Annotated in this window: 11 protein-coding genes; 4 read left to right on the top strand and 7 right to left on the bottom strand. The window is 72.7% G+C overall.

Annotated features, from left to right (window positions below; genetic code table 11):
* Positions 1 to 113 precede the first annotated feature (113 nt).
* Positions 114 to 2,120, bottom strand: a complete 2,007-nt coding sequence (locus QQG74_RS04900) for an acetoacetate--CoA ligase (RefSeq protein WP_341719096.1) — start codon at positions 2,118 to 2,120, stop codon at positions 114 to 116.
* Positions 2,121 to 2,319: 199 nt separating this feature from the next.
* Positions 2,320 to 2,835 (bottom strand): hotdog domain-containing protein, encoded by a 516-nt coding sequence (locus QQG74_RS04895; protein WP_341719095.1) that lies wholly within the window; start codon positions 2,833 to 2,835, stop codon positions 2,320 to 2,322.
* Positions 2,836 to 2,858: 23 nt separating this feature from the next.
* Here QQG74_RS04895 and QQG74_RS04890 point away from each other — a divergent pair, with 23 nt between their 5' ends.
* Positions 2,859 to 3,509: a hypothetical protein gene (locus QQG74_RS04890; RefSeq protein WP_341719094.1), complete on the top strand. Its 651-nt coding sequence runs from the start codon at positions 2,859 to 2,861 to the stop codon at positions 3,507 to 3,509.
* Between the two features lie 64 nt (positions 3,510 to 3,573).
* Here the strand turns inward: QQG74_RS04890 and QQG74_RS04885 are convergent, their stop codons facing one another.
* Complete coding sequence (locus QQG74_RS04885; protein WP_341719093.1) at positions 3,574 to 4,737, bottom strand: acyl-CoA dehydrogenase family protein; 1,164 nt, start codon at positions 4,735 to 4,737, stop codon at positions 3,574 to 3,576.
* A 250-nt stretch (positions 4,738 to 4,987) separates the two neighbouring features.
* On the opposite strand from QQG74_RS04885, the gene QQG74_RS04880 reads away from it, so the two are divergent.
* Both QQG74_RS04880 and QQG74_RS04875 read left to right on the top strand, forming a co-directional pair.
* Complete coding sequence (locus tag QQG74_RS04880) at positions 4,988 to 6,415, top strand: UDP-glucose/GDP-mannose dehydrogenase family protein (RefSeq protein ID WP_341719092.1); 1,428 nt, start codon at positions 4,988 to 4,990, stop codon at positions 6,413 to 6,415.
* Positions 6,416 to 6,660: 245 nt separating this feature from the next.
* Entirely contained in the window at positions 6,661 to 11,604 is a 4,944-nt protein-coding gene (locus tag QQG74_RS04875; RefSeq protein WP_341719091.1) for a permease, read from the top strand.
* A gap of 109 nt (positions 11,605 to 11,713) precedes the next feature.
* Here QQG74_RS04875 and purE read toward each other — a convergent pair whose 3' ends face one another.
* The 3 genes from purE to QQG74_RS04860 all read right to left on the bottom strand — a co-directional run bounded on the left by purE (position 11,714) and on the right by QQG74_RS04860 (position 15,593).
* Positions 11,714 to 12,205 carry a 5-(carboxyamino)imidazole ribonucleotide mutase gene (gene purE, locus QQG74_RS04870; RefSeq protein WP_341721140.1) on the bottom strand — a complete coding sequence of 164 codons (492 nt, stop codon included), beginning with the start codon at positions 12,203 to 12,205 and terminating at the stop codon, positions 11,714 to 11,716.
* A gap of 118 nt (positions 12,206 to 12,323) precedes the next feature.
* Complete coding sequence (locus tag QQG74_RS04865; protein WP_341719090.1) at positions 12,324 to 13,508, bottom strand: 5-(carboxyamino)imidazole ribonucleotide synthase; 1,185 nt, start codon at positions 13,506 to 13,508, stop codon at positions 12,324 to 12,326.
* A gap of 45 nt (positions 13,509 to 13,553) precedes the next feature.
* Positions 13,554 to 15,593 carry a thioredoxin domain-containing protein gene (locus tag QQG74_RS04860; RefSeq protein WP_341719089.1) on the bottom strand — a complete coding sequence of 680 codons (2,040 nt, stop codon included), beginning with the start codon at positions 15,591 to 15,593 and terminating at the stop codon, positions 13,554 to 13,556.
* Positions 15,594 to 15,734: 141 nt separating this feature from the next.
* Between QQG74_RS04860 and QQG74_RS04855 the strand changes: the two genes are divergently transcribed.
* Positions 15,735 to 16,766, top strand: a complete 1,032-nt coding sequence (locus QQG74_RS04855; RefSeq protein ID WP_341719088.1) for a phosphatidylinositol-specific phospholipase C domain-containing protein — start codon at positions 15,735 to 15,737, stop codon at positions 16,764 to 16,766.
* A 117-nt stretch (positions 16,767 to 16,883) separates the two neighbouring features.
* Here the strand turns inward: QQG74_RS04855 and QQG74_RS04850 are convergent, their stop codons facing one another.
* A complete protein-coding gene (locus tag QQG74_RS04850; protein ID WP_341721139.1) occupies positions 16,884 to 19,358 on the bottom strand; it encodes a bifunctional diguanylate cyclase/phosphodiesterase in 2,475 nt (824 codons plus the stop codon).
* Positions 19,359 to 19,542 lie beyond the last annotated feature (184 nt).

Below are 19,542 nucleotides of genomic sequence, written 5' to 3'. Positions count from 1 at the left end.
CCCCTACCCCCACCCCCTACCCCCACCCACCCACCCTCGCCCAGCTCCGTTGATCATGAGGTTAGCGGCACTTTGAAGATCAACTACTGCCGTCAACCTCATGATCAACGGAGCTATGGGGGTGGGGGTGGGGTGGGTGGGGTGGGGGTTAGGTCGGGGGTGCGGTGGTGGGCGAGGGCGGCGAAGGCGGTTAGGGAGTCGGGGTTGGCCAGGGCGCCTTTGGCGGCGGCCTGGTCGACGGGGGTGCCGGTGAGGATCTTCTTGACCGGGACCTCCAGCTTCTTCGCGCTCAGGGTGCGGGGTACGGCGCGGACCTCGTGGATCTCGTCGGGGACGTGCCGGGGCGACAGGGCGGTACGCAGCTCGCGGCAGATCTTCCTGCGCAGCTCGTCGTCGAGGGCCAGCCCCTCGGCGAGCACCACGAACAGCAGCAGCTCCCCGGCGCCACCCTCGTCGTCCTCCAGGTGCACCACCACCGAGTCGACGACCTCGTCCAGCCCCTCCACCACCGAGTAGAACTCGGCGGTGCCCAGCCGTACGCCGCCCCGGTTGAGGGTGGCGTCGGAGCGGCCGGCGATCACACAGCCACCCCGGGAGTTGATGGTGATCCAGTCGCCGTGCCGCCACACCCCGGGATAGACGTCGAAGTACGCCTCCCGATAGCGGACACCCTCCGGGTCGTTCCAGAAACCGACCGGCATGCTCGGCATCGGTTCGGTGATGACCAGTTCGCCCAGCTCGCCGACGACCGGAGTGCCGTCCGCCGAGCGGGCCTCCACCTTGGCGCCCAGCGCCCGGCAGGTGATCTCACCGGCGTGCACCGGCAACAGCGGCACCCCGCCGACGAATCCGGTGCACACGTCGGTACCGCCGGACAGCGACTGGAGTTGCAGGTCAGCGCCGACTGCGTCGTACACCCAGGTGAAGCCCTCGGCGGGGAGCGGCGCACCGGTGGAACCGAGCCCGCGCAGCGCGGACAGGTCGGCGATTTCCCTCGGCACCAGGCCCGCCTTGCGGCAGGCCAGCAGGTACGGCGCCGAGGTACCGAAGTAGGTGGTGCCGGTCTGCTCCGCCAGCCGCCACAGCCCGCCCAGGTCGGGGTGGCCCGGGTTGCCGTCGAAGAGCACGATCGCCGCACCCACCGCCGGCCCGGAGACCAGGAAGTTCCACATCATCCAGCCGGTGGTGGTGAACCAGAAGAACCGGTCGGCCGGCCCGAGGTCGTGGTGCAGGGCGAGCATCTTCAGATGCTCCAGCAGGATGCCGCCGTGACCGTGCACGATCGGCTTGGGCAGCCCGGTGGTGCCCGAGGAGTAGAGCACGTAGAGCGGGTGGTCGAACGGCACCGGCGCGAAGGTCAGTGGCTCGTCGGTTTCCGCCGCCAACTCCGCCCAGGCCAGCGCCCCGTCTGGCGCCGGATCCGCCGGGTCGAGGTAGCCGATGCCGACGGTGTGCCGCAGCGAGGGCAGCGCGGCCCGGATCGCGGCCACCTCGGCCCGCCGGTCCACCGACTTGTCGCCGTAGCGGTAGCCGTCCACGGCGACCAGTACCGTCGGCTCGATCTGCTGCCACCGGTCGGTGACGCTGCGGGTGCCGAACTCGGGCGCGCAGGAGGAGAAGATCGCGCCGAGGCTGGCGGTGGCGAGCAGCAACACGTACGTCTCGGGGATGTTCGGCGCGTACGCGGCCACCCGGTCCCCGGCGCCGACGCCGAGCCGGCGCAGCCCGGCGGCCACCCGACGGACCTGCTCGCGCAGCTGCGCGGCGGTGAGTACCACCGGATCGCGGGTCTGCCCGTGCGCGATCACCATCGGGTCGTCGTCGGCCCGACCGGGCATCCGCAGCACGTTCTCGGCATAGTTGAGCATGGCGCCGGGGAACCATCGGGCACCCGGCAGGCCCCGGTCGGTGAGCGTGGCGGTCGGCGGGGTGTGCGCGATGACCTCGAAGTGATCCCAGATCGAGCGCCAGAAGGCGTCCAGGTCGGTGACCGACCACTGCCACAGCGCGTCGTAGTCGGCGAACTCCAGTCCCCGGTGCTCGGCCAACCAGCCCAGGTACGCCCCGATCCGCGAGCGCTGGAGCACGTCCGCCGGTGGCGTCCACAGCACGTCAGTCACTGGTCCACTCCTCCCCTGGCCCGGCACGGCGCTGTGCGGTGGGCCGTGGCGCCATCTTGCCCTACCTTGAAGCGCCATTCTCCGCAGCCAACCCCGACCAGCGCATGTGCCCGCCCCACATGAAATGCAAGGAAGGGCCCCTTGTTAACGCCTGGAGTAGTAAAAGGGGCCCCCGCTTAACGGCCGGATCGTGGCCGGCTCAGCCAGCGCGGTGGGCCTGGATGGCGCGGCGACGGGCCAGCCGGTGCGCCCGGCGGATCTCCGCCTCCCGCCAGCGGCGTTCGTCCTCCGGCGTCTCCGGCAGCACCGGGCGCACCGGCCGCGGCGCGCCGCCCACCTCCACACCGACGAAGACGAGGTACGCGGTGGCCACCCGGACCGGCTCCTCCTCGGCCGAGTCCCAGCGCTCGGCCATCACCCGTACGCCGACCTCCATCGAGGTCTGCCCGGTCCAGTTCACCTGGGCGTACGCGTGCACCAGGTCACCCACCCGGACCGCCTCGGAGAAGACGATCTCGTCGATCGCGGCGGTGACCGCCGTACCTCCGCTGTGCCGGGCCGCCGCCGCTCCGGCGACGTCGTCGACGAACTTCATCAGCACGCCGCCGTGCACCGTTCCGTAGAGGTTCACGTCGATTGCGGTCATGATCCGACTGAGCGTGACCCTGGAGTACGACGTCGGTTTGCCTGGCATGGCGGTGGGGTGCTCGGTCATGCCGGAAACGGTACGGTGCGCCAATGCGACATCTGTGGAGCTTCCTCGCCGGGCTGGTGGTGGCACCGGTCACGTGGGTGCTGGTCACTCTCGGTCAGGACGGGTCGGCCGGCACCGTCGACCGGTGGGTGGAGATCGGCACATCCAACACGGCCAACCTCATCGAACCGGCCGTCTATCTCGCTGTCGGCGGCATCGTGCTGGGCCTGCTCGGCACGCTGCGCATCTCACCGCTCGGTCCGCTGGTGGCCGGGCTACTGCTGATCACCCCGTACGTCGGGCTGTTCGTCACGCCGTTCCGGGTCCGTGCGCGCATCCCGGACGACTGGGAGTTCCTCGGCGATCCGTTGCCGCTGCGGCTGCCGGTGGAGAACGGCACTCTCTTCCTGATCGGCGTGCTGCTGCTGATGGCGACGTTCAGCGGGCAGCGGTGGCGGCGTTGGCCCGCGCCGGTCGCCGCACCCGCGCCGGCCGAGGCAGCACCGACCCAGGAACCGACCCTGACCGACTGGCCGCCCGTCTCGTCGGCGGAACGGGACGCCGCTCCGCTGAGCCTGGGCTATCCGGACCCGGACCCGACGCCGACGGAGCCGCTGCCCCGTCGCACCGGCGGCGCGTCACCCTGGTCCGCCCCGCCGGGCAACCTGCCCCGGCGCGACGACGCCGTCAACTGACCCCACCACCCCGCCAACCCCGCCCGGCGCCGACCGCCGGGCGGGGCGGTGGTAGTGGTAGCGGTCAGCCCTTGAGCAGCTGGCGGGCCATCACGATGCGCTGCACCTGGTTGGTGCCCTCGTAGATCTGAGTGATCTTGGCGTCGCGCATCATCCGCTCGACCGGGTAGTCCCGGGTGTAGCCGTAGCCACCGAGCAACTGCACCGCGTCGGTGGTGATCTCCATGGCGGCGTCCGAGGCGAAGCACTTGGCCGCCGCGCCGAAGTAGGTCAGGTCGGCGTCACCGCGCTCGGACTTGCCGGCGGCGGCGTACGTCAACTGCCGGGCCGCCTCCAGCTTCATGCCCATGTCGGCGAGCATGAACTGGACGCCCTGGAACTCCGCGACCGCCTTGCCGAACTGCTTGCGCTCGGCGACGTACCCCTTGGCGTAGTCGAGCGCGCCCTGCGCGATGCCGAGGGCCTGCGCGGCGATGGTGACCCGGGTGTGGTCCAGGGTCTTCATCGCGGTGGCGAAGCCGGTGCCCTCGGCGCCGATCATCCGGTCCGCCGGGATCCGGACGCTGTCGAGGTAGACCTCGCGGGTCGGGGAGCCCTTGATGCCGAGCTTCTTCTCCGGCGCGCCGAAGCTGACGCCCGGGTCGGACTTCTCGACCACGAAGGCGGAGATCCCTCGGGACCGCGCACTCGGGTCGGTGACCGCGAAGACGGTGTAGAACTCGGAGACCCCGGCGTTGGTGATCCACCGCTTCACGCCGTTGAGCACCCAGTGGTCGCCGTCGCGGACCGCCCGGGTGGTCATCGACGCCGCGTCGCTGCCGGCCTCCGGCTCGGAGAGGCAGTACGAGAACATCGCCTCACCGGCGGCGACCGGGGCCAGGTAGCGGCGCTTGAGGTCGTCGGAGGCGGCCAGCAGCAGCGGCATGGTGCCGAGCTTGTTCACCGCCGGGATGAGCGAGGACGAGGCACAGGCTCGGGCGACCTCCTCGATCACGATCGCGGTGGCCAGCGCGTCGGCCCCGGCACCGCCGTACTCCACCGGGATGTGCGGCGCGTGGAAGTCGGCGGCGCGCAGCGCGTCGTACGACGCCTTCGGGAACTCACTTGTCTCATCCGCCTCGGCCGCGTGCGGAGCCACTTTCGCCGCACAGACCTCACGTACTGCATCCCGAATCGCCTCGTGCTCCTCGGGCAACCGGTACACGTCGAACGACTGCTCTGCGGCCATGTCGGCCCCTCCCCTTCACGGCTATCATGCGCAGTCGGTAGCGTCGTTTGGACGCCCACCGCGCAGACTGAAGGATAACGGCCACAGCTCAGGTGATGTTACCGGCGCGTAGGCTGGGTCCTGACGGAGCACCGGCGCCGCTCGGCGATGATGGGAACTACAGACATAGACCACCAATGCGGCGCCCCACTGGGCGCCGGGGCGGAACGCGACGCGACCACGCGGCGCCAGTGCGAGCGGAGATGAAGGCGTGACCATCCCGTACCCGAACACCCAGCCGATGCCCGCCATCGCCGCGGTGACACCCCCGTCGGGTGCCTCCCGCCCTCGGGTGACCTTCCTCGGTACCGGCTACCTTGGCGCGACCTACGCCATCTGCTACGCAGAACTCGGTTACGAGGTGCTCGGCTACGACGTCGACGCCGACAAGATCGCGAAGCTGAACGCCGGCGAGGTGCCGATCCACGAGCCCGGTCTGGACGAGTTGCTCCGGCGCAACCTGGCCGCCGGGCGACTGCGGTTCAGCACCGACATCGCCGAGACCGCCGAGCACGGTGACGTGCACTTCATCTGCGTCGGCACCCCCCAGCGCGCCGACGGGATGGGCGCCGACCTGTCGTACGTCGAGGCGTCGGTCACCAGCCTGGCCCAGCACCTGACCCGCAAGGCGTTGATCGTCGGCAAGTCCACCGTCCCGGTCGGCACCGCCGAGTGGGTCGAGCAGTTGGTCGGCAAGCACACCCCGGTCGACCTCGGCGTCGAGGTGGCGTGGAGCCCCGAGTTCCTCCAGGAGGGCTTCGCCGTCGACGACGTCCTGCGGCCCAACCGGATCGTGGTCGGCGTCAAGAGCGAGTGGGCCAACGGCATGCTGTACGCCGCGCACAAGGGGGTGTTCGACCTGGCCGCCACCGAGGACCGCGAGGTACCCCTGGTGGTCACCGACTTCGCCACCGCCGAGCTGGTCAAGGTCGCCGCGAACGCCTTCCTGGCCACCAAGATCTCGTTCATCAACGCGATGGCAGAGGTCTGTGAGGCGGCCGGCGGCGACGTCACCCAGCTCGCCCGGGCCATCGGTTACGACCCTCGGATCGGCAATCGATTCCTCCAGGCCGGGCTCGGCTTCGGCGGCGCGTGCCTGCCCAAGGACATCCGCGCCTTCCAGGCCCGCGCCCAGGAACTCGGCGCCGGTGAGGCGCTGCGTTTCCTGCACGAGGTCGACCTGATCAACCTGCGCCGCCGCACCCGGGTGCTCCACCTCGCCGCCGAACTGCTCGGCCGCCGCTCCGGCCCGGCCGGACCGGACCTCTCCGGCACCCGCATCGCCGTGCTCGGCGCGACCTTCAAACCCAACACCGACGACGTACGCGACGCTCCCGCCCTCGCCGTCGCCGCCCTGCTCCACAAGGCCGGCGCCGACGTACACGTCTACGACCCCCAGGGCATCGACAACGCCCGCCGGGCGGTGCCGGAGCTGACCTACGAGGCCGGTATCACCGAGGCGGTCGCCGACGCCGACCTGGTCTGCGTCCTCACCGAGTGGGCCGACTTCCGCAACGCCGACCCGGATGTGCTCGGCGACCTCGTCGCCGGCCGCCGGGTGGTGGACGCCCGCAACTGCCTCGACTCGGCACTGTGGACCCAGGCCGGCTGGGAGTACCGGGGACTCGGCCGGCCGTGAACTCGCGGGTCGGGATCTCCGGGGAGCCCACCCACCGAGCGGCCAGGGCCTGACCTCGGCGGGGGCCGGCTCTTCGGAAACCCTGACTTCCCCGGCCACCGCGCTCGCCCTTGACGTCGAGGTCGGCTGATTCACAGTGTGCGGTACTGCCTCCTGGGGCCTGACCCGCCGATAATTGTCGAATTCCGGGCGCGCATTGGGCATGCTGCGACAGTGGGAATCCACACTGCGGGTGGAGGGGTGTCGTGGCGAGCTTTCAGTGCTCCTCGTGCGGCCGGGAGATCAAGCCGGCGGTCCGTTGCCCGCGCTGCGGTGCGCACCAGCCACAATGGGCCGAGCACCTGGCGGACATCGAGCGGTCCATCGCGGAGATGAAGGCCCGCGAGGCCGCCATCGCCAGCGAGCAACGCCAACTCGCCGCCAAGATGCAGGCCGCGCTCTTTCAACGCGACATCCTCTCGCACGCCGGCAACTCCGGTGAGGAACGCCTCAAACAGGCGACCCGCCCCCGCCGGGTCATGCGCCGCCGCCCGCCGCGCAAGACACCGGGCAACGGCACGGTGCCACCACCGCGGACCCACCCGACCGACGGCAGCACCCCGCCACCGAGGGTGCCCCGACAGGAGGCCGCCTTCGGCGCGGAGGAGCCGCCGCCACCGGTGGACGCCGTCTGGCTGACGGCCGACGACCCCGAGCATCCGCCGGAGGCGTCCTCGCGCGAGGTCCAGAACATCCCCCTCGGCCTGGGCGCGCTGCTGCTCGGCGTGGCCGCGGTGGTCTTCGCCGTGGTCGCGACCAGCTCGATGGACGCGCTGGCCCGGCTCGGCATCCTCCTGCTCGCGACCGTACTCATGCTGCTCGCCCCGCCGGTCCTGGTCCGGCGGGGGTTGACCTCCACCGCCGAGACCATCGCCGCGGTCGGCCTGCTGTTGATGCCGCTCGCCGGGTACGCCCTCTGGGCGGTGGACCTGATCGGCAATGGTGGTGCCTCCGGGGCGGTCTTCGCCGGGGTGATCTTCGCGGTCACCGCCGCCGTCTCCGTCGGGTACGCCGGCTGGACCCGGCTGCGCGCTCCCCGATTCGCCACCGTGCTGGCCGCCCAGCCGGTCCTGCCACTGCTGGCGTACGAGCGGGTCAGCGGCCCGGCGGGCTGGGCCCTGGTGCTGACCGTGGTGGCCGTCCTCGACCTCTGGCTGGCCCGCTCTCCGGTCACCATCGAGCGCTCACCGGTCGGCGAACCTGCTTCCGTCCCGCCCGACCGCGCGGTCCCGCCCCGCCAGCGGCAGACCGAGGGGCGGCCGGAGGGCGCGCCGGAGGAGGCCGGCGAACTACTCGACCCGACCGCCGGTGTCCCGGCGACCGCGCCGACCCGACCGGTGCCGGGGCTGCGGGAGTTGACCTGGGCGCTGCACGGCGTCGCGGTGGTGCTCGCCCTCGCGTACGCGGTGACCGCCCTGCTCCAGACCAGCACCGTGGCCGGTGCGACCGGTGCCGGCGTGGTGCTGCTGCTGGCCGCCGCGGTCTGCCTCGCCGGCACGCTGACCCTGCGGCGTCCACCGCTGCCCGACATCGGCGCCGGTGTGTTCACCCTCGCCGTCATCGGCGCCCTGGGCCGGATCGCCTCGGTGGCGCTGCCCGGCCGCTCGCTGCTGCTGATCGCGGCCGTCATCACGATCACCGGCCTGGCGGTACGGGCGGTACCGGAGTCCGCCCGTCGCGGGCCGCAGTTGGCCGCCGCCGTGGCGCTGACCGTCAGCGGGGCGGTGGTCGCCGGCAGCGCCCTGCGGGCCGGACTCGCCCCGATCCAGGCGGCGTTGCCGGCCTGGAACGCCGACCTCGACCGCTATCCGGCCGAGTTGGCCGCCGCGGTCGGGCCGGCCGCCTGGCAACTCGCCGCCAGCGCCTTCCTGCTGACCGTGGCCGCGGTGCTGGCCCTGCCGCCGGAGATCCGCCGCGAGTTCGCGGTCACCGGTGCCGCCCTTACCGCTCTCGCCGTACCCGCCTCCTTCGGTCTGTCCTGGGCGATGGCGCCGTGGCCGATGGTGCTGACCGCGATCGGGATCGGCGCGATCGGCCTCTCCGCCCGTACGCTCCGAGCGGCCCTGGCGCACGCGGTGGCCGCCGCCGGCATCGGGCTGGCCGGTGCCGGAGCCGCCCTGGCCCGGCCCGCGCTGACCGCGGCGGTGCTGCTCACCCTCGTCGTGGCCGGTGCCCTGATCGCCGCCGCTCCCCGGATCCGGCTCGCCCCCGCCGCGGCGGACACCGTTTCGGCCTGGGCCGCCGGTGGCGCGGCCTTCGCGCTGCCCGGCGCGGTGGCCGCGTTCGTCACCGCCATGCTGCCGGTCGACAGCACGCCGACTCCGGCCAGCCTGCGTGAGGCGACCGTGCCGGTGCTCGCCGCGAGCTTCCTCGCCGTCTGCGTCACGCTCGGCTACGCCGCCGTCGTCCAGGTGTCCCAGCGGCACATCCCGTTACCCCTGTCGGTGGGCACCGGCCTCGGCGCGCTTGTGGTCGCCGCCGCTGGATTCGGCGCACCGGGCGCCACCGTGGCCGACGCATGGGTCGCCGCGTTGTTGCTGGTGTCCGCCGTACTCCTCTTCCTCGCTCCGTCGATCGACGCCGGGCGGCGCTCCGACGTGACCTTCGACGGCTCCGACCTGGCGGCCGCCGCGGTGACCGCTGCGCTGGTCGCCACCCTGCTGCGGATCGGCACGGTGCTGGCGCCGGGCGGCCAGCTCGCGGTCGCCGCCGCGCTGGTCCTGGTGGTCGCGGTGGCCGCCCGGGCGATGCCCGAGGAGTGGCGCCGCGGACCGGTGCTCGGGCTGGTGATCGGCGGTGTCCTGATCGGGCTGCTCGCCGGCTGGATGGCGCTGCGCGGCGGGGTAGGCGTCCTGGCCACCCCCGGCCCGATCTGGCACGGCGACCTGAGCGGCTGGCCGGCCGCGCCGACCGGCGGCACCACCTGGCAGGGCCCGATCGCGCTGCTGCTGCTCGGGCTGGCCGCCGGCGTCCTGCTGCCGCCGCCCTGGCGTTACGACGTGTCCGGCGCGGCGGTCCTGCTGGCCACCATCGGCGCGCCGGCCGCCTTCGACCTGTCGTGGTGGTCACCGGTCCTGATCGGTGCGATGGTCGCCGCCATCTTCGGGATGGCGGCGGTCGCCTCCATCGATCCTCGGGCCGCGCTGTCCCGGGTGACGGTCGCCGGGGTGCTCGCGTTGCACGCGGCCGGCGCCGGCCTGGTCCGTCCCTGGACCACCGCGCTGGCCCTGAGCAGCATCGTGCTGATCGGCGCGGTGGTGGCGGCACTGGCTCGCGTCACGGCCGAGCCGCTGGTGGACGACATCCAGGTGGAGGGGATGCCACCGCACCTGGCGCAGATCGGCGGCGCGGGCCTGGCTGCCGCCCTGCTGGCGCTGCCCGGCACCACCGCCGCCGTGGCCGCCGAGTTCGGCCATCCGCCGCAGGTGGTGCTGACCGCCGGTCTGGCCGCCGCCAGCCTCGGCCTGGCCGTGGTGGCCGCGTTCCGCCGACAGATCCCGCAGTACCTGCCCTGGGCGAGCGCCGGGGTGGTGGGCGGCGCGACCATCACCGCGCTGGCCGCCGTACCCAGTCACCTGCCGGTCGGCGTGTACGCCGCCGCCGCAGCCCTGCTCGGGGTGCTCGCCGAACTGGTCCGGGGCGCGACCGAACCGCCGGCCGGCGCGGCGCAGCCGGTCCGCCGCTGGACCGTACTGCTGGACGGCGCGCTCCGCCGGTTGCCTGACGACGGCACGCCGCGCCGGTGGCGGGTGAGCCCGGCGGCGGGCGCGCTGGCCGCCGCCGCCATACCTACCGTGCTGGCGCTGGTCTCCATCGCGCCGGCATTGCTGGCCGCGCTGGTCGAGCCGTACCAGGCGCTGGGCCGGATCTGGCAGGGGCCGCCGCCGGAACTGCTCAGCCCGCCGCCGGCCGCGGTCAACCCGACGCACGTGCTCACCGCGCTGCTGCTCACCGTGACGGCGGCCCTGGCGGCCACCGGATTCAGCGGTGGCCGGCGGTCCCGGGCCGTGCCGGTGATCCTGCCCGGTGCCGCGGTCACCCTGTTGATCGCGCCGATCGCGCTCGGTCGTGGCTGGCCGGCGAGCAGCCTCGCGGCGCTTGCCGTCTTCGTCATCTCGATGCTGGGGCTGGCGCTGACCCCGCCGCCCCCCATCGAGGAGCCGGCCCGCTCGTTGCGGCTGGCCCGGGTACTGGTCTTCGTGATCGGCCTCGCCGCCGGTGGCGCCGGCCTGGCCGGCAACCTCGCCACCCGGGAGCTGACCCTGTTCACCCTCGGTGGCGGGGTCGGCGTCGGTGTGGTCGCGGCGCTCTTCGGCACCACCTCCCGGGCGCGCATCCTCGGCTGGCTCTTCGCGTCGCTGAAGGCACAACTCTTCGTGCTCACCGCTGGCCTGGTGGCCGGGCTCGCTCCGGTCTGGTCCGCGTTCGGGGTGCTCGCGGTCGGTGCGGCGCTCCAGGTCTTCGCCGCCACGCTGCCCTGGTTGCGCCGCCCGGAGGCGCGCCGCGAGGCGGCGACGGTGGAGTGGAGCGGGTACGCCGCCGCGCTGATCGCCCTGGCGCTGGCCTTCGACTCGCCACGGCACATCGCCGCCCTGCTGGCCGCCTGGGGCGCCGTCCTCGGACTCGCGGCGACCCGACCCGGTCGCCGGCCGATGGAGCGGCGGATCCTGTTCTGGGCGGTGGTGGCCTGCGAGATCATCGCCTGGTGGATCCTGATGCGGGTCGCCGACGTGGCGCTGCCTGAGGCGTACACGCTGCCGTTCGCCGCGCTGGCCCTGCTGGTCGGCATCCTGGAACTGCGCCAGCGCTCCGACATGAGCAGCTGGGTGGCGTACGGGCCGGCGCTGGTGGCCGCCTTCGTGCCCACCCTGGCCATCGTGCTGGCCACCGATTCGAGCACGTTGCGCCAGGTGTTGCTGCTGCTCGGCGCGGTCGCCGTGCTGGTCTTCGGATCGATGAGTCAGCAGCAGGCACCGGTGATCATCGGCGCGGCGGTCACCGCCATCGCGGCGGTGCACGCGTTGTTCAGCCTCGGGCCGTGGCTGGCGTTGATCCCGGTCGGCTTCCTGCTGCTGATCCTGGGCGCGAGCAACGAACGCCGCCGCCGCGCCCAGGAACGCCTCCAAACCGCCCTACGAGGCATGCGCTGACCCCCTCCCCCCTCCCCCCGCGATCTTGCACTTTTGGTCGCCGCATAAGCCGCTATTCGGGGTGTATCGGGGACCAGAAGTGCAAGATCGGCGCAGGTCTCGCTCTTGCTCAGATCAGGGAGGCGCGGAGGGCGGCGTCCTTTTCGGCTACCAGTTGTTCGAGGTCGGCCTGGTAGGCGGACATGCGGTCGAGCAGGGCCGAATCCGAGGCACCAAGGATGCGCACGGCGAGCAGCCCGGCGTTGCGCGCGTTGCCGATCGACACGGTGGCCACCGGCACACCGGCCGGCATCTGCACGATGGAGAGCAGCGAGTCCATCCCGTCGAGGTGCTTCAGCGGCACCGGAACACCGATCACCGGCAGCGGGGTGACCGAGGCGATCATGCCGGGTAGGGCAGCCGCACCGCCCGCACCGGCGATGATCACCTTGAGGCCCCGCCCGGCGGCGGCCCGACCGTAGTCGATCATTTTGACCGGGGTGCGGTGCGCCGACACCACCTCGACCTCGTACGGCACCTCGAACTCGGTGAGCACCTCGGCGGCGGCCTTCATCGTCGGCCAGTCCGAGTCGCTACCCATGATGATGCCAACGGTGCTCACGCCGATCTTCCCTTCGTTCACGACTGCCAGGTCCGCAAGGTCGACCGTCGAGTCGTCCCCGGCCGCGGCCACGGCCCGCCCCACCCCCGGCGGGGACGCGGTCGCCAGCTCGCGCGGATCAGTCACCGGTGCCCTCACGCAGCCAACGGGCGGCCCGCGCGGCCCGGGCGCGTACCTCGTCCAGGTCGGTACCGAGCAGCGTGACGTGCCCGATCTTGCGACCGGGGCGTACCTGCTTGCCGTACAGGTGCACCCGAGCGGTCGGTTCGGCGGCGAAGAGGTGGTGCAGCCGCTCGTCGACCGGCATGCCGCCGGGTGCACCGCCGAGCACGTTCGCCATCACCACGACCGGCGCGGTCAGCGAGGTGTCACCCATCGGGTAGTCCAGTACCGCCCGCAGGTGCTGCTCGAACTGCGAGGTACGGGCGCCCTCGATGGTCCAGTGTCCGGAGTTGTGCGGTCGCATCGCCAGCTCGTTGACCACGATCCGGCTGCCGCCCGGCACTGTCGGGTCGGCCACCTCGAACAACTCCACCGCCAGCAGACCCACCACCCCGAGCGCGGTGGCCAGGTCGATGGCGAGCTGCTGGGCGGCGACCGCCAACTCCTCCGGCAGGCCGGGGGCGGGTGCCAGCACCTCGACGCAGATCCCGTCCCGCTGCACCGTCTCCACCACCGGATAGACGGCGACCTGCCCGAACGGGGAACGGGCCACCTGCACCGCCAGCTCCCGGCGCAGCGCCACCCGTTCCTCGACGATGAGCTTGGTGCCACCGGCGAGCAGGGTCTCGGCGAGTTCGGCGGCGGCCACGGCGTCGGTCACCGGCCAGACTCCCCGGCCGTCGTATCCGCCGCGCGCCGCCTTGAGCATCACCGGCCAGCCCACCTCGTCGCCGAAGGCCACCAGGTCGCTCGGCGACTCGACCGGCCGCCAGGCGGGGTTCGGCGCGCCCAGCGGGCCGAGCCGCTCCCGCATCACCCGCTTGTCCTGGGCATGCACCAGCGCGTCGGCCGGCGGGAAGAGCTGCACTCCCTCGCCGGCCAAAGTGCGGATGTGCTCGGTCGGGACGTGCTCGTGGTCGAAGGTGACGACGTCGCAGCCCTTGACGAAGGTACGCAGCGCGGCCAGGTCGGTGTGGTCGCCGTACTGGACGTCGGCGGCGACCAGGGCCGCCCCGTCGTCCGGCGTGAGCGCGAGCACGCGCAGCGACTGGCCGAGGGAGATCGCGGCCTGGTGGGTCATCCGGGCCAGTTGGCCGCCGCCCACCATGCCGACAACCGGCAGACCGGTACGGGAATCCATAGCGGCGCCAGCCTAACCGGCCCGGCCGGGGCATCGTCCGGCGGCTCAGCCCAGCTGCGCCACCAGGTCCTCGACCGTGCCGACCGGCCGCTGGCAGACGAAGCCCCGACAGACGTACGCGGCGGACCGGCCGTCGAGCAGCGGACGGTCGGCGAGCAGCGGCACGCCGGGCTGGTCCGGGTGACCCGCCACGATCACCGCACCCGGCGGGGCGTGCCGGTACGCCGCCGCGACCAGCGGGTCACCGGCCGGATCGGTGGTGGCCACGGCGATCTCGTACGGCCCGGAGAGCAACGCCTCGCCCACGGTCGCCGCGTACCCGGTGAACCGGGCGTGCCGCCCGACGATCGGCGCGACTGTCGACAGCGCCGCCTCGGCGGCCTCCCGGTAACGGTTCTCCCCGGTCAGCGCCGCGTACGCGACCAGGGCGGCACAGATCGCGGACCGGCCGGACGGGGTGGCGTTGTCGGTCGGGTCGGCCGGCCGGGTCACCAGTTGCTCCGCGTCGTCGGCGGTGTCGTAGAACGCACCACCCGGCGCGGCGAAGTGCGCCAGGGCGGCGTCGAGGAGTTGCCCGGCCAGCTCCAGCCAGCGCGCCTCGCCGGTGAGCTGGTGCATGGCGCAGAACGCCTCGGCCACGCAGCCGTAGTCCTCAAGTACCCCGGCCGGCTCGCCGACCCGGCCGTCCCGGGAAGCGCGGCGCAGCCGCCCGTCGACGACATGCACCTGGGCCAGGTGCTCGGCGGTGTCCCGCAGCGCGCCGTCGGCGACGATCACCACCCCTTCCAGCAGGTTGGCCTCCCCTTCGTCGCCGATCCGGCCGGCGGTCTCGACCAGCCGGACGAACTCGACGAGCGCGGTGACGGCCAGGCCGTTCCAGGCGGCCACCACCTTGTCGTCGCGGGCCGGCTGGGGACGGGCGTCGCGGGCGGCGAGCAGCCGGCGGACCACGTCCTGCCACCGGCCGCGTACCTCCGCATCGGCGTCGTCGACGTCGCGGGCCAGCCGCAGCACGCTCATGCCGTCTTCGAAGGTGCCGGCCTCGGTGACGCCGAACAGGTCGGCGGCCCACCGGCCGTCCTGTTCGCCGAGCGCCTCGATCAGCTGGGCCGGCGTCCAGGCGTAGGTGAGCCCCTCGACGCCTGCGGTGTCCGCGTCAAGCGCCGAGGCGAAGCCCTGGCCGGGCCGGTGCAGCTCGTCGGCGAGGAACCGGGCGATGTCCCGGGCCACCCGCAGCGCCAGCGCGTCGCCGGTCAGCCGCCAGAGCTGGGTGTAGACCCGCAGCAGCAGGGCGTTGTCGTAGAGCATCTTCTCGAAGTGCGGCACCGTCCAGTGCGCGTCCACCGAGTAGCGGGCGAAGCCGCCGGCGAGTTGGTCGTGGATGCCGCCGCGCGCCATCGCCTCGCAGGTGTGCCGGACGATCTCCAGGCTGCGCGCCGAGCCGGTGCGCTGGTGGTGCCGCAGCAGGAAGAGCAGGTTGAGGTGCGGCGGGAACTTGGGTGCGCCGCCGAAGCCGCCGTTGGTCTCGTCGTACTCACGTGCCAGTTGGTCGGCGGCGGCGTCGAGCAGGTCGGCGGTGAGCGGGGCGGTGGGACCACCGACGGCCTGGGCGCCGCCGATCGCCTCGACCACCGCGGCGCCCTGGCGCAGCACGGCGTCGCGCTGCTCGCGCCACGCGGTGCTCACCGATTCGAGCAGCCGGAGGAAGTTCGGGCGGGGAAAGTACGTCCCGCAGAAGAACGGGGTGCCGTCCGGGGTCGCGAAGACGGTCATCGGCCAGCCGCCCTGGCCGGTCATCGCCTGGGTGGCGGTCATGTAGACGGCGTCGACGTCCGGCCGCTCCTCACGATCCACCTTGATCGACACGAAGCCCTCGTTCAGCAGCTTTCCGACGGTCTCGTCCTCGAACGACTCGTGCGCCATCACGTGACACCAGTGGCAGGCCGAGTAGCCGACCGAGATCAGCACCGGCACGTCCCGCCGTCTGGCCTCGGCGAACGCCTCGTCGCACCAGGGCCACCAGTCCACCGGGTTGTCGGCGTGCTGGAGCAGGTAGGGGCTTGTGGCGTCCGCGAGTCGGTTCACCCGACGACCATATCCAGCCCGGGAACAGGCCGCCGGTCGTACGCCGTGCGCCGGCCGGCCTTCCCTCGTTCACGTCGATCAATTTAGATCTGTGCATGCCTCCGGCGATCTCCGCCGGCTCGGCGACGAGGAGGTATCTCCATGCGCAGACTCAGGCTCCTGTCCGTCCTCACCGCCGGTGTGCTGCTGGCCACACTCGCCCCGCCGGTCCCGGCCAGCGCCGCGGTCGAACCCGACACCCGGATCTCGGCCAGCACCGGCGTCGGCACCCACAACGCGTACGAGAAGGCCACGTACACCTATCTCGCGCAGTCGCTGGACGCCCGGCCCGGCCTGATCGAGCTGGACGTCTGGCCGGACATTCTGACCCGACAGTGGCGGGTCAGCCACTCCAACCCGCTCGGCAACGACAACAACTGCGTGGCCGCCAGCAGCGCCGCCCAGCTCTACACCGGCACCCGTAACCGGAACCTGGAGCACTGCCTGGACAACATCCGGCTCTGGCTGACCGCGCACCCGGACGCCGGACCGCTACTGCTCAAGATCGAACTGAAGACCGGGTTCAGTGCCCGCACCGGGCAGGGGCCGACTCAGCTCGACGCGGTGCTCGCCGCCCGGCTCGGCGACCGGCTGTTCACCCCGGCCGAGTTGCGCGGCGGACACGCCAGCCTGGACGCCGCCGCCCGCGCGGACGCCTGGCCGACCCGCCGGCAACTCGCCGGGAAGGTGATCGTCTACCTGATCCCGGGCACGGTCGAGCACGGCAACCCGACCGACACGCTCCGCACCGACGTGGAGTACGCCCGGCACCTGGTGGCGCTGGACGCCGCCGGCAACCTCGGCACCGCGAAGGCGTTCCCGGCCGTGCACCGGGCCCGCGCCGGTGACCCCCGCAGTCAGTACGCCGAGACCAACCTGCGCCCCTGGTTCGTCATCTTCGACGGCGACGCCAGCGCGTACGTCACCGGCAGCATCGACACCGCCTGGTACTCGACAAACCACTACCTGCTGATCATGACGGATGCGCAGAACGTCCCGCCCGCCGTCGGCAACACCAACCCGGACGCCGCCCAGGCCCGCCTCGCCGAGTTGGCCGCCCGACACGCCACGATCGCCTCCGCCGACTGGGCCGCCCTCCCCCAGGTCATCTCCCAAACCCTCCCCCGCGCCTGACCCCCCGCCCCAGGCAAGGTTGATCAAGAAGTGTTGGTCACCGGAGCGCGCTCCGGCAGACGCGAACTTCTTGATCAACCGGGCCGGAAGGGCGGGACGCGCCGAGAGGGCGGGGGGTCAGGAGGCGTCGTCGGCGCGCAGGGGGCGGACGTTGTGCGGGGTCTGGCGGGTCAGGGAGTTCAGCACGGCGGCGATCTTGTCGGCCGGCATCGGCTTGAAGAAGTGGTAGCCCTGGGCGGCGGTGCAACCCAGCTCGACCAGGGCCGACCGCTGCGCGGCGGTTTCCACGCCCTCGGCCACCACCCGTAGCCCCAGCTCGTGGGCCATCCCGACGGTGTGGCGCACGATCGCCGCCGCCTCGGGCGAGTCGGCCATCTGAAGGACGAACGAGCGGTCGACCTTCAGCTCGTCCACGGTGATCCGGGTCAGGAAGGCCAGCGAGGAGAAGCCGGTGCCGAAGTCGTCCACCGCCAGTTGGACGCCCATCGACCGCAGCGCGCCGAGCACCTGGTCGATGACCTCCAGCTCGCTCATCACCACCGTCTCGGTGATCTCCAGGACCAGCCGGTCGGCCGGCACCTGGTGCCGGCGCAGCGCGTCGGCGATCTCGCCGGGCAGTCGATGGTCCAGCAGGCTACGGGCGGAGAGGTTCACCGAGATCGGAATGTTGAGGCCCTCCCGGGCCCAACCGGCGGCGACCCCGAGCGCCTTGTCCAGCACGTACCGGGTGAAGGTGCCCAGCTGGTCGCTGTTCTCCACCGGGCGGATGAAGTCGGCCGGCCCGAGCCAGCCCCGGCGCGGATGCCGCCAGCGGATCAGCGCCTCGACGCCGGTCGGCGCCCCGGTGGCCAGGTCGACGGCGGGTTGCAGGACCAGCACCAGCTGATCGTCGGCCTGCAACGCCTCGCGCAGCTCCGCGAGCAGGGCCAGCTGGTCGGTACTTGCCGCGTCCCGGGCGCTGTCGTACGCGGCCACGCTGCCGCCGCCCGCCTTGGCCTGGTACATGGCGATGTCCGCCCGGCGCAACAGCTCGGTCAGGTCGGCGGTACCGGCCGCAGCCACCACCACGCCGACGGAGACCTCGACCGACATGCGTACGCCGGCCACCTCGGCCGGTGCGGCCAGCCGGTCGGCGATGTCCCGAGCCTGGCGCAGCGCGTACGCCATCGGAGCGGCCCGGTCCGCGACCACCGGGACCGAGGTCAGCAGCAGGGCGAACTCGTCGCCGCCGAGGCGGGCCAGTAGGTCACCGGGGCGGGCGAGCCCGTCGAGCCGGTTGGCGGTCAGTCGCAGCAGCTGGTCGCCGGCCGCATGCCCGAGCGTGTCGTTCACCTCTTTGAACTGGTCGACGTCGAGCAGCAGCAGCGCCACGGGCTGGCCGTGGGCCAGCTGCCGCAACGCCTGGTCACCCTGGCTGAGCAGGGCCGCCCGGTTGGCCAGTCCGGTGAGCGGATCATGCACGGCCTCATACGACGACCGAGCGGCGACCAACCGCAGTTCCCGGTTGGTCGCCGCGTCGTGCAGGGCGGCGGCGAGGGCGTCGGCGAAGGCGGCGAAGACGTCCCGCTCCCGGCCGCTTGGTGGTGCCGTGCCGGGATATCGCACCCGCAGTCGCCCCACCCGGGTCTCACCCACCGACAGGTCGCGGACCAGTTCCTCCGGGGCGGGCTCACCGTCGGCCGGCGGCTCGATCTCCCGATCGGTCACCTGCCCGCCCGCGTCACCCCGGTAACGGCGCCACCGTCCGTCGCCGCGGACCACCTCCACGTCCACCCGCTCCGGCTCGAACAGCGCCAGGCCACCGGCGACCGCCGCGCTGGCCACGCCGCGCTCGTCCAGTTGGTTGAGCGCGGCCGTCGTCTCGGCGAACGACCGCCAGGTACGCCGCTCGCGGTCGACGTGCAGCCGCTGCCGGTAGGTCTGTTGCAGCAGCCACAGCGGGGCGGGTAGCAGTAGCAGCCACCGGGGGTCGATCTCGATAAGCGCGACCACAAGCACGCCGGTCAACACGTTGCCGACGAACATCAGGAGCTTGCCGCGCAACGCGGCAAGCAGCGGGCGCCCGATCGGCATCCCGTGCCGCAGCGCCAGCATGACCCCGCCCAGCCAGGCGCTGGCGAGCAGGTAGGCGACGGCACCGGCGGCGACCGCGAGCACGAGCGTCGGCGTCGGAGCGGCAAGCAACGGCTGGCCCAGGGCGGTGGTGACCGCGACCGCGAGGGCGACCGCGGCGGTCTGTGTGCCGGCGATCCGCACGATGTCCCAGGTCGTCCGGCCGTCGTCCACCACCGACAGGGCCGTCCAGGCGAGCGCGACGCCGATCAGCGCCGCCGCCGGCAACCAACCGGGTGGTACCAGATAGAGGCAGACGACCAGTGCGGCCTCGGCCCAGGTGATGCTGACCACCCCTGCTGCCGCCCGGAACCGCAGCCTGACCAGCTGCGACAGGGCGAACAGGGCGACCGCGATGCCGAACCGGGGCAGCCCGCCAATCGGGTCGTCGGACGGCAGCCGTACCGGCAGGTTCAGCCCCACCACGGCGGCGACCAGCGCGGTACCCGCTACCGCGGCCGTGAGCAGGTGGAGCCCGATTTGGGTACCACGGCCGGCGGGCCGGTCGAGGGAAGGACCGGCCCTGCCGGAGGTCACCGACCCCCTCCCGCCGGCCAGGAACGCGACGGGCGACGGGCGGACAGGACTGCGATGGTCATCGGCGCCCCCTCCCGCGCACAGCTTGGGGACTTCTGGTCCCCCCGGCGGAAGGCTAAGCCAAACC

The organism is Micromonospora sp. FIMYZ51, from assembly GCF_038246755.1.
In the GTDB taxonomy this organism is placed as follows: domain Bacteria; phylum Actinomycetota; class Actinomycetes; order Mycobacteriales; family Micromonosporaceae; genus Micromonospora.
The sequence above is the reverse complement of the archived record's forward strand: the minus strand, read 5'-3'. Positions and strand labels throughout refer to the sequence as shown.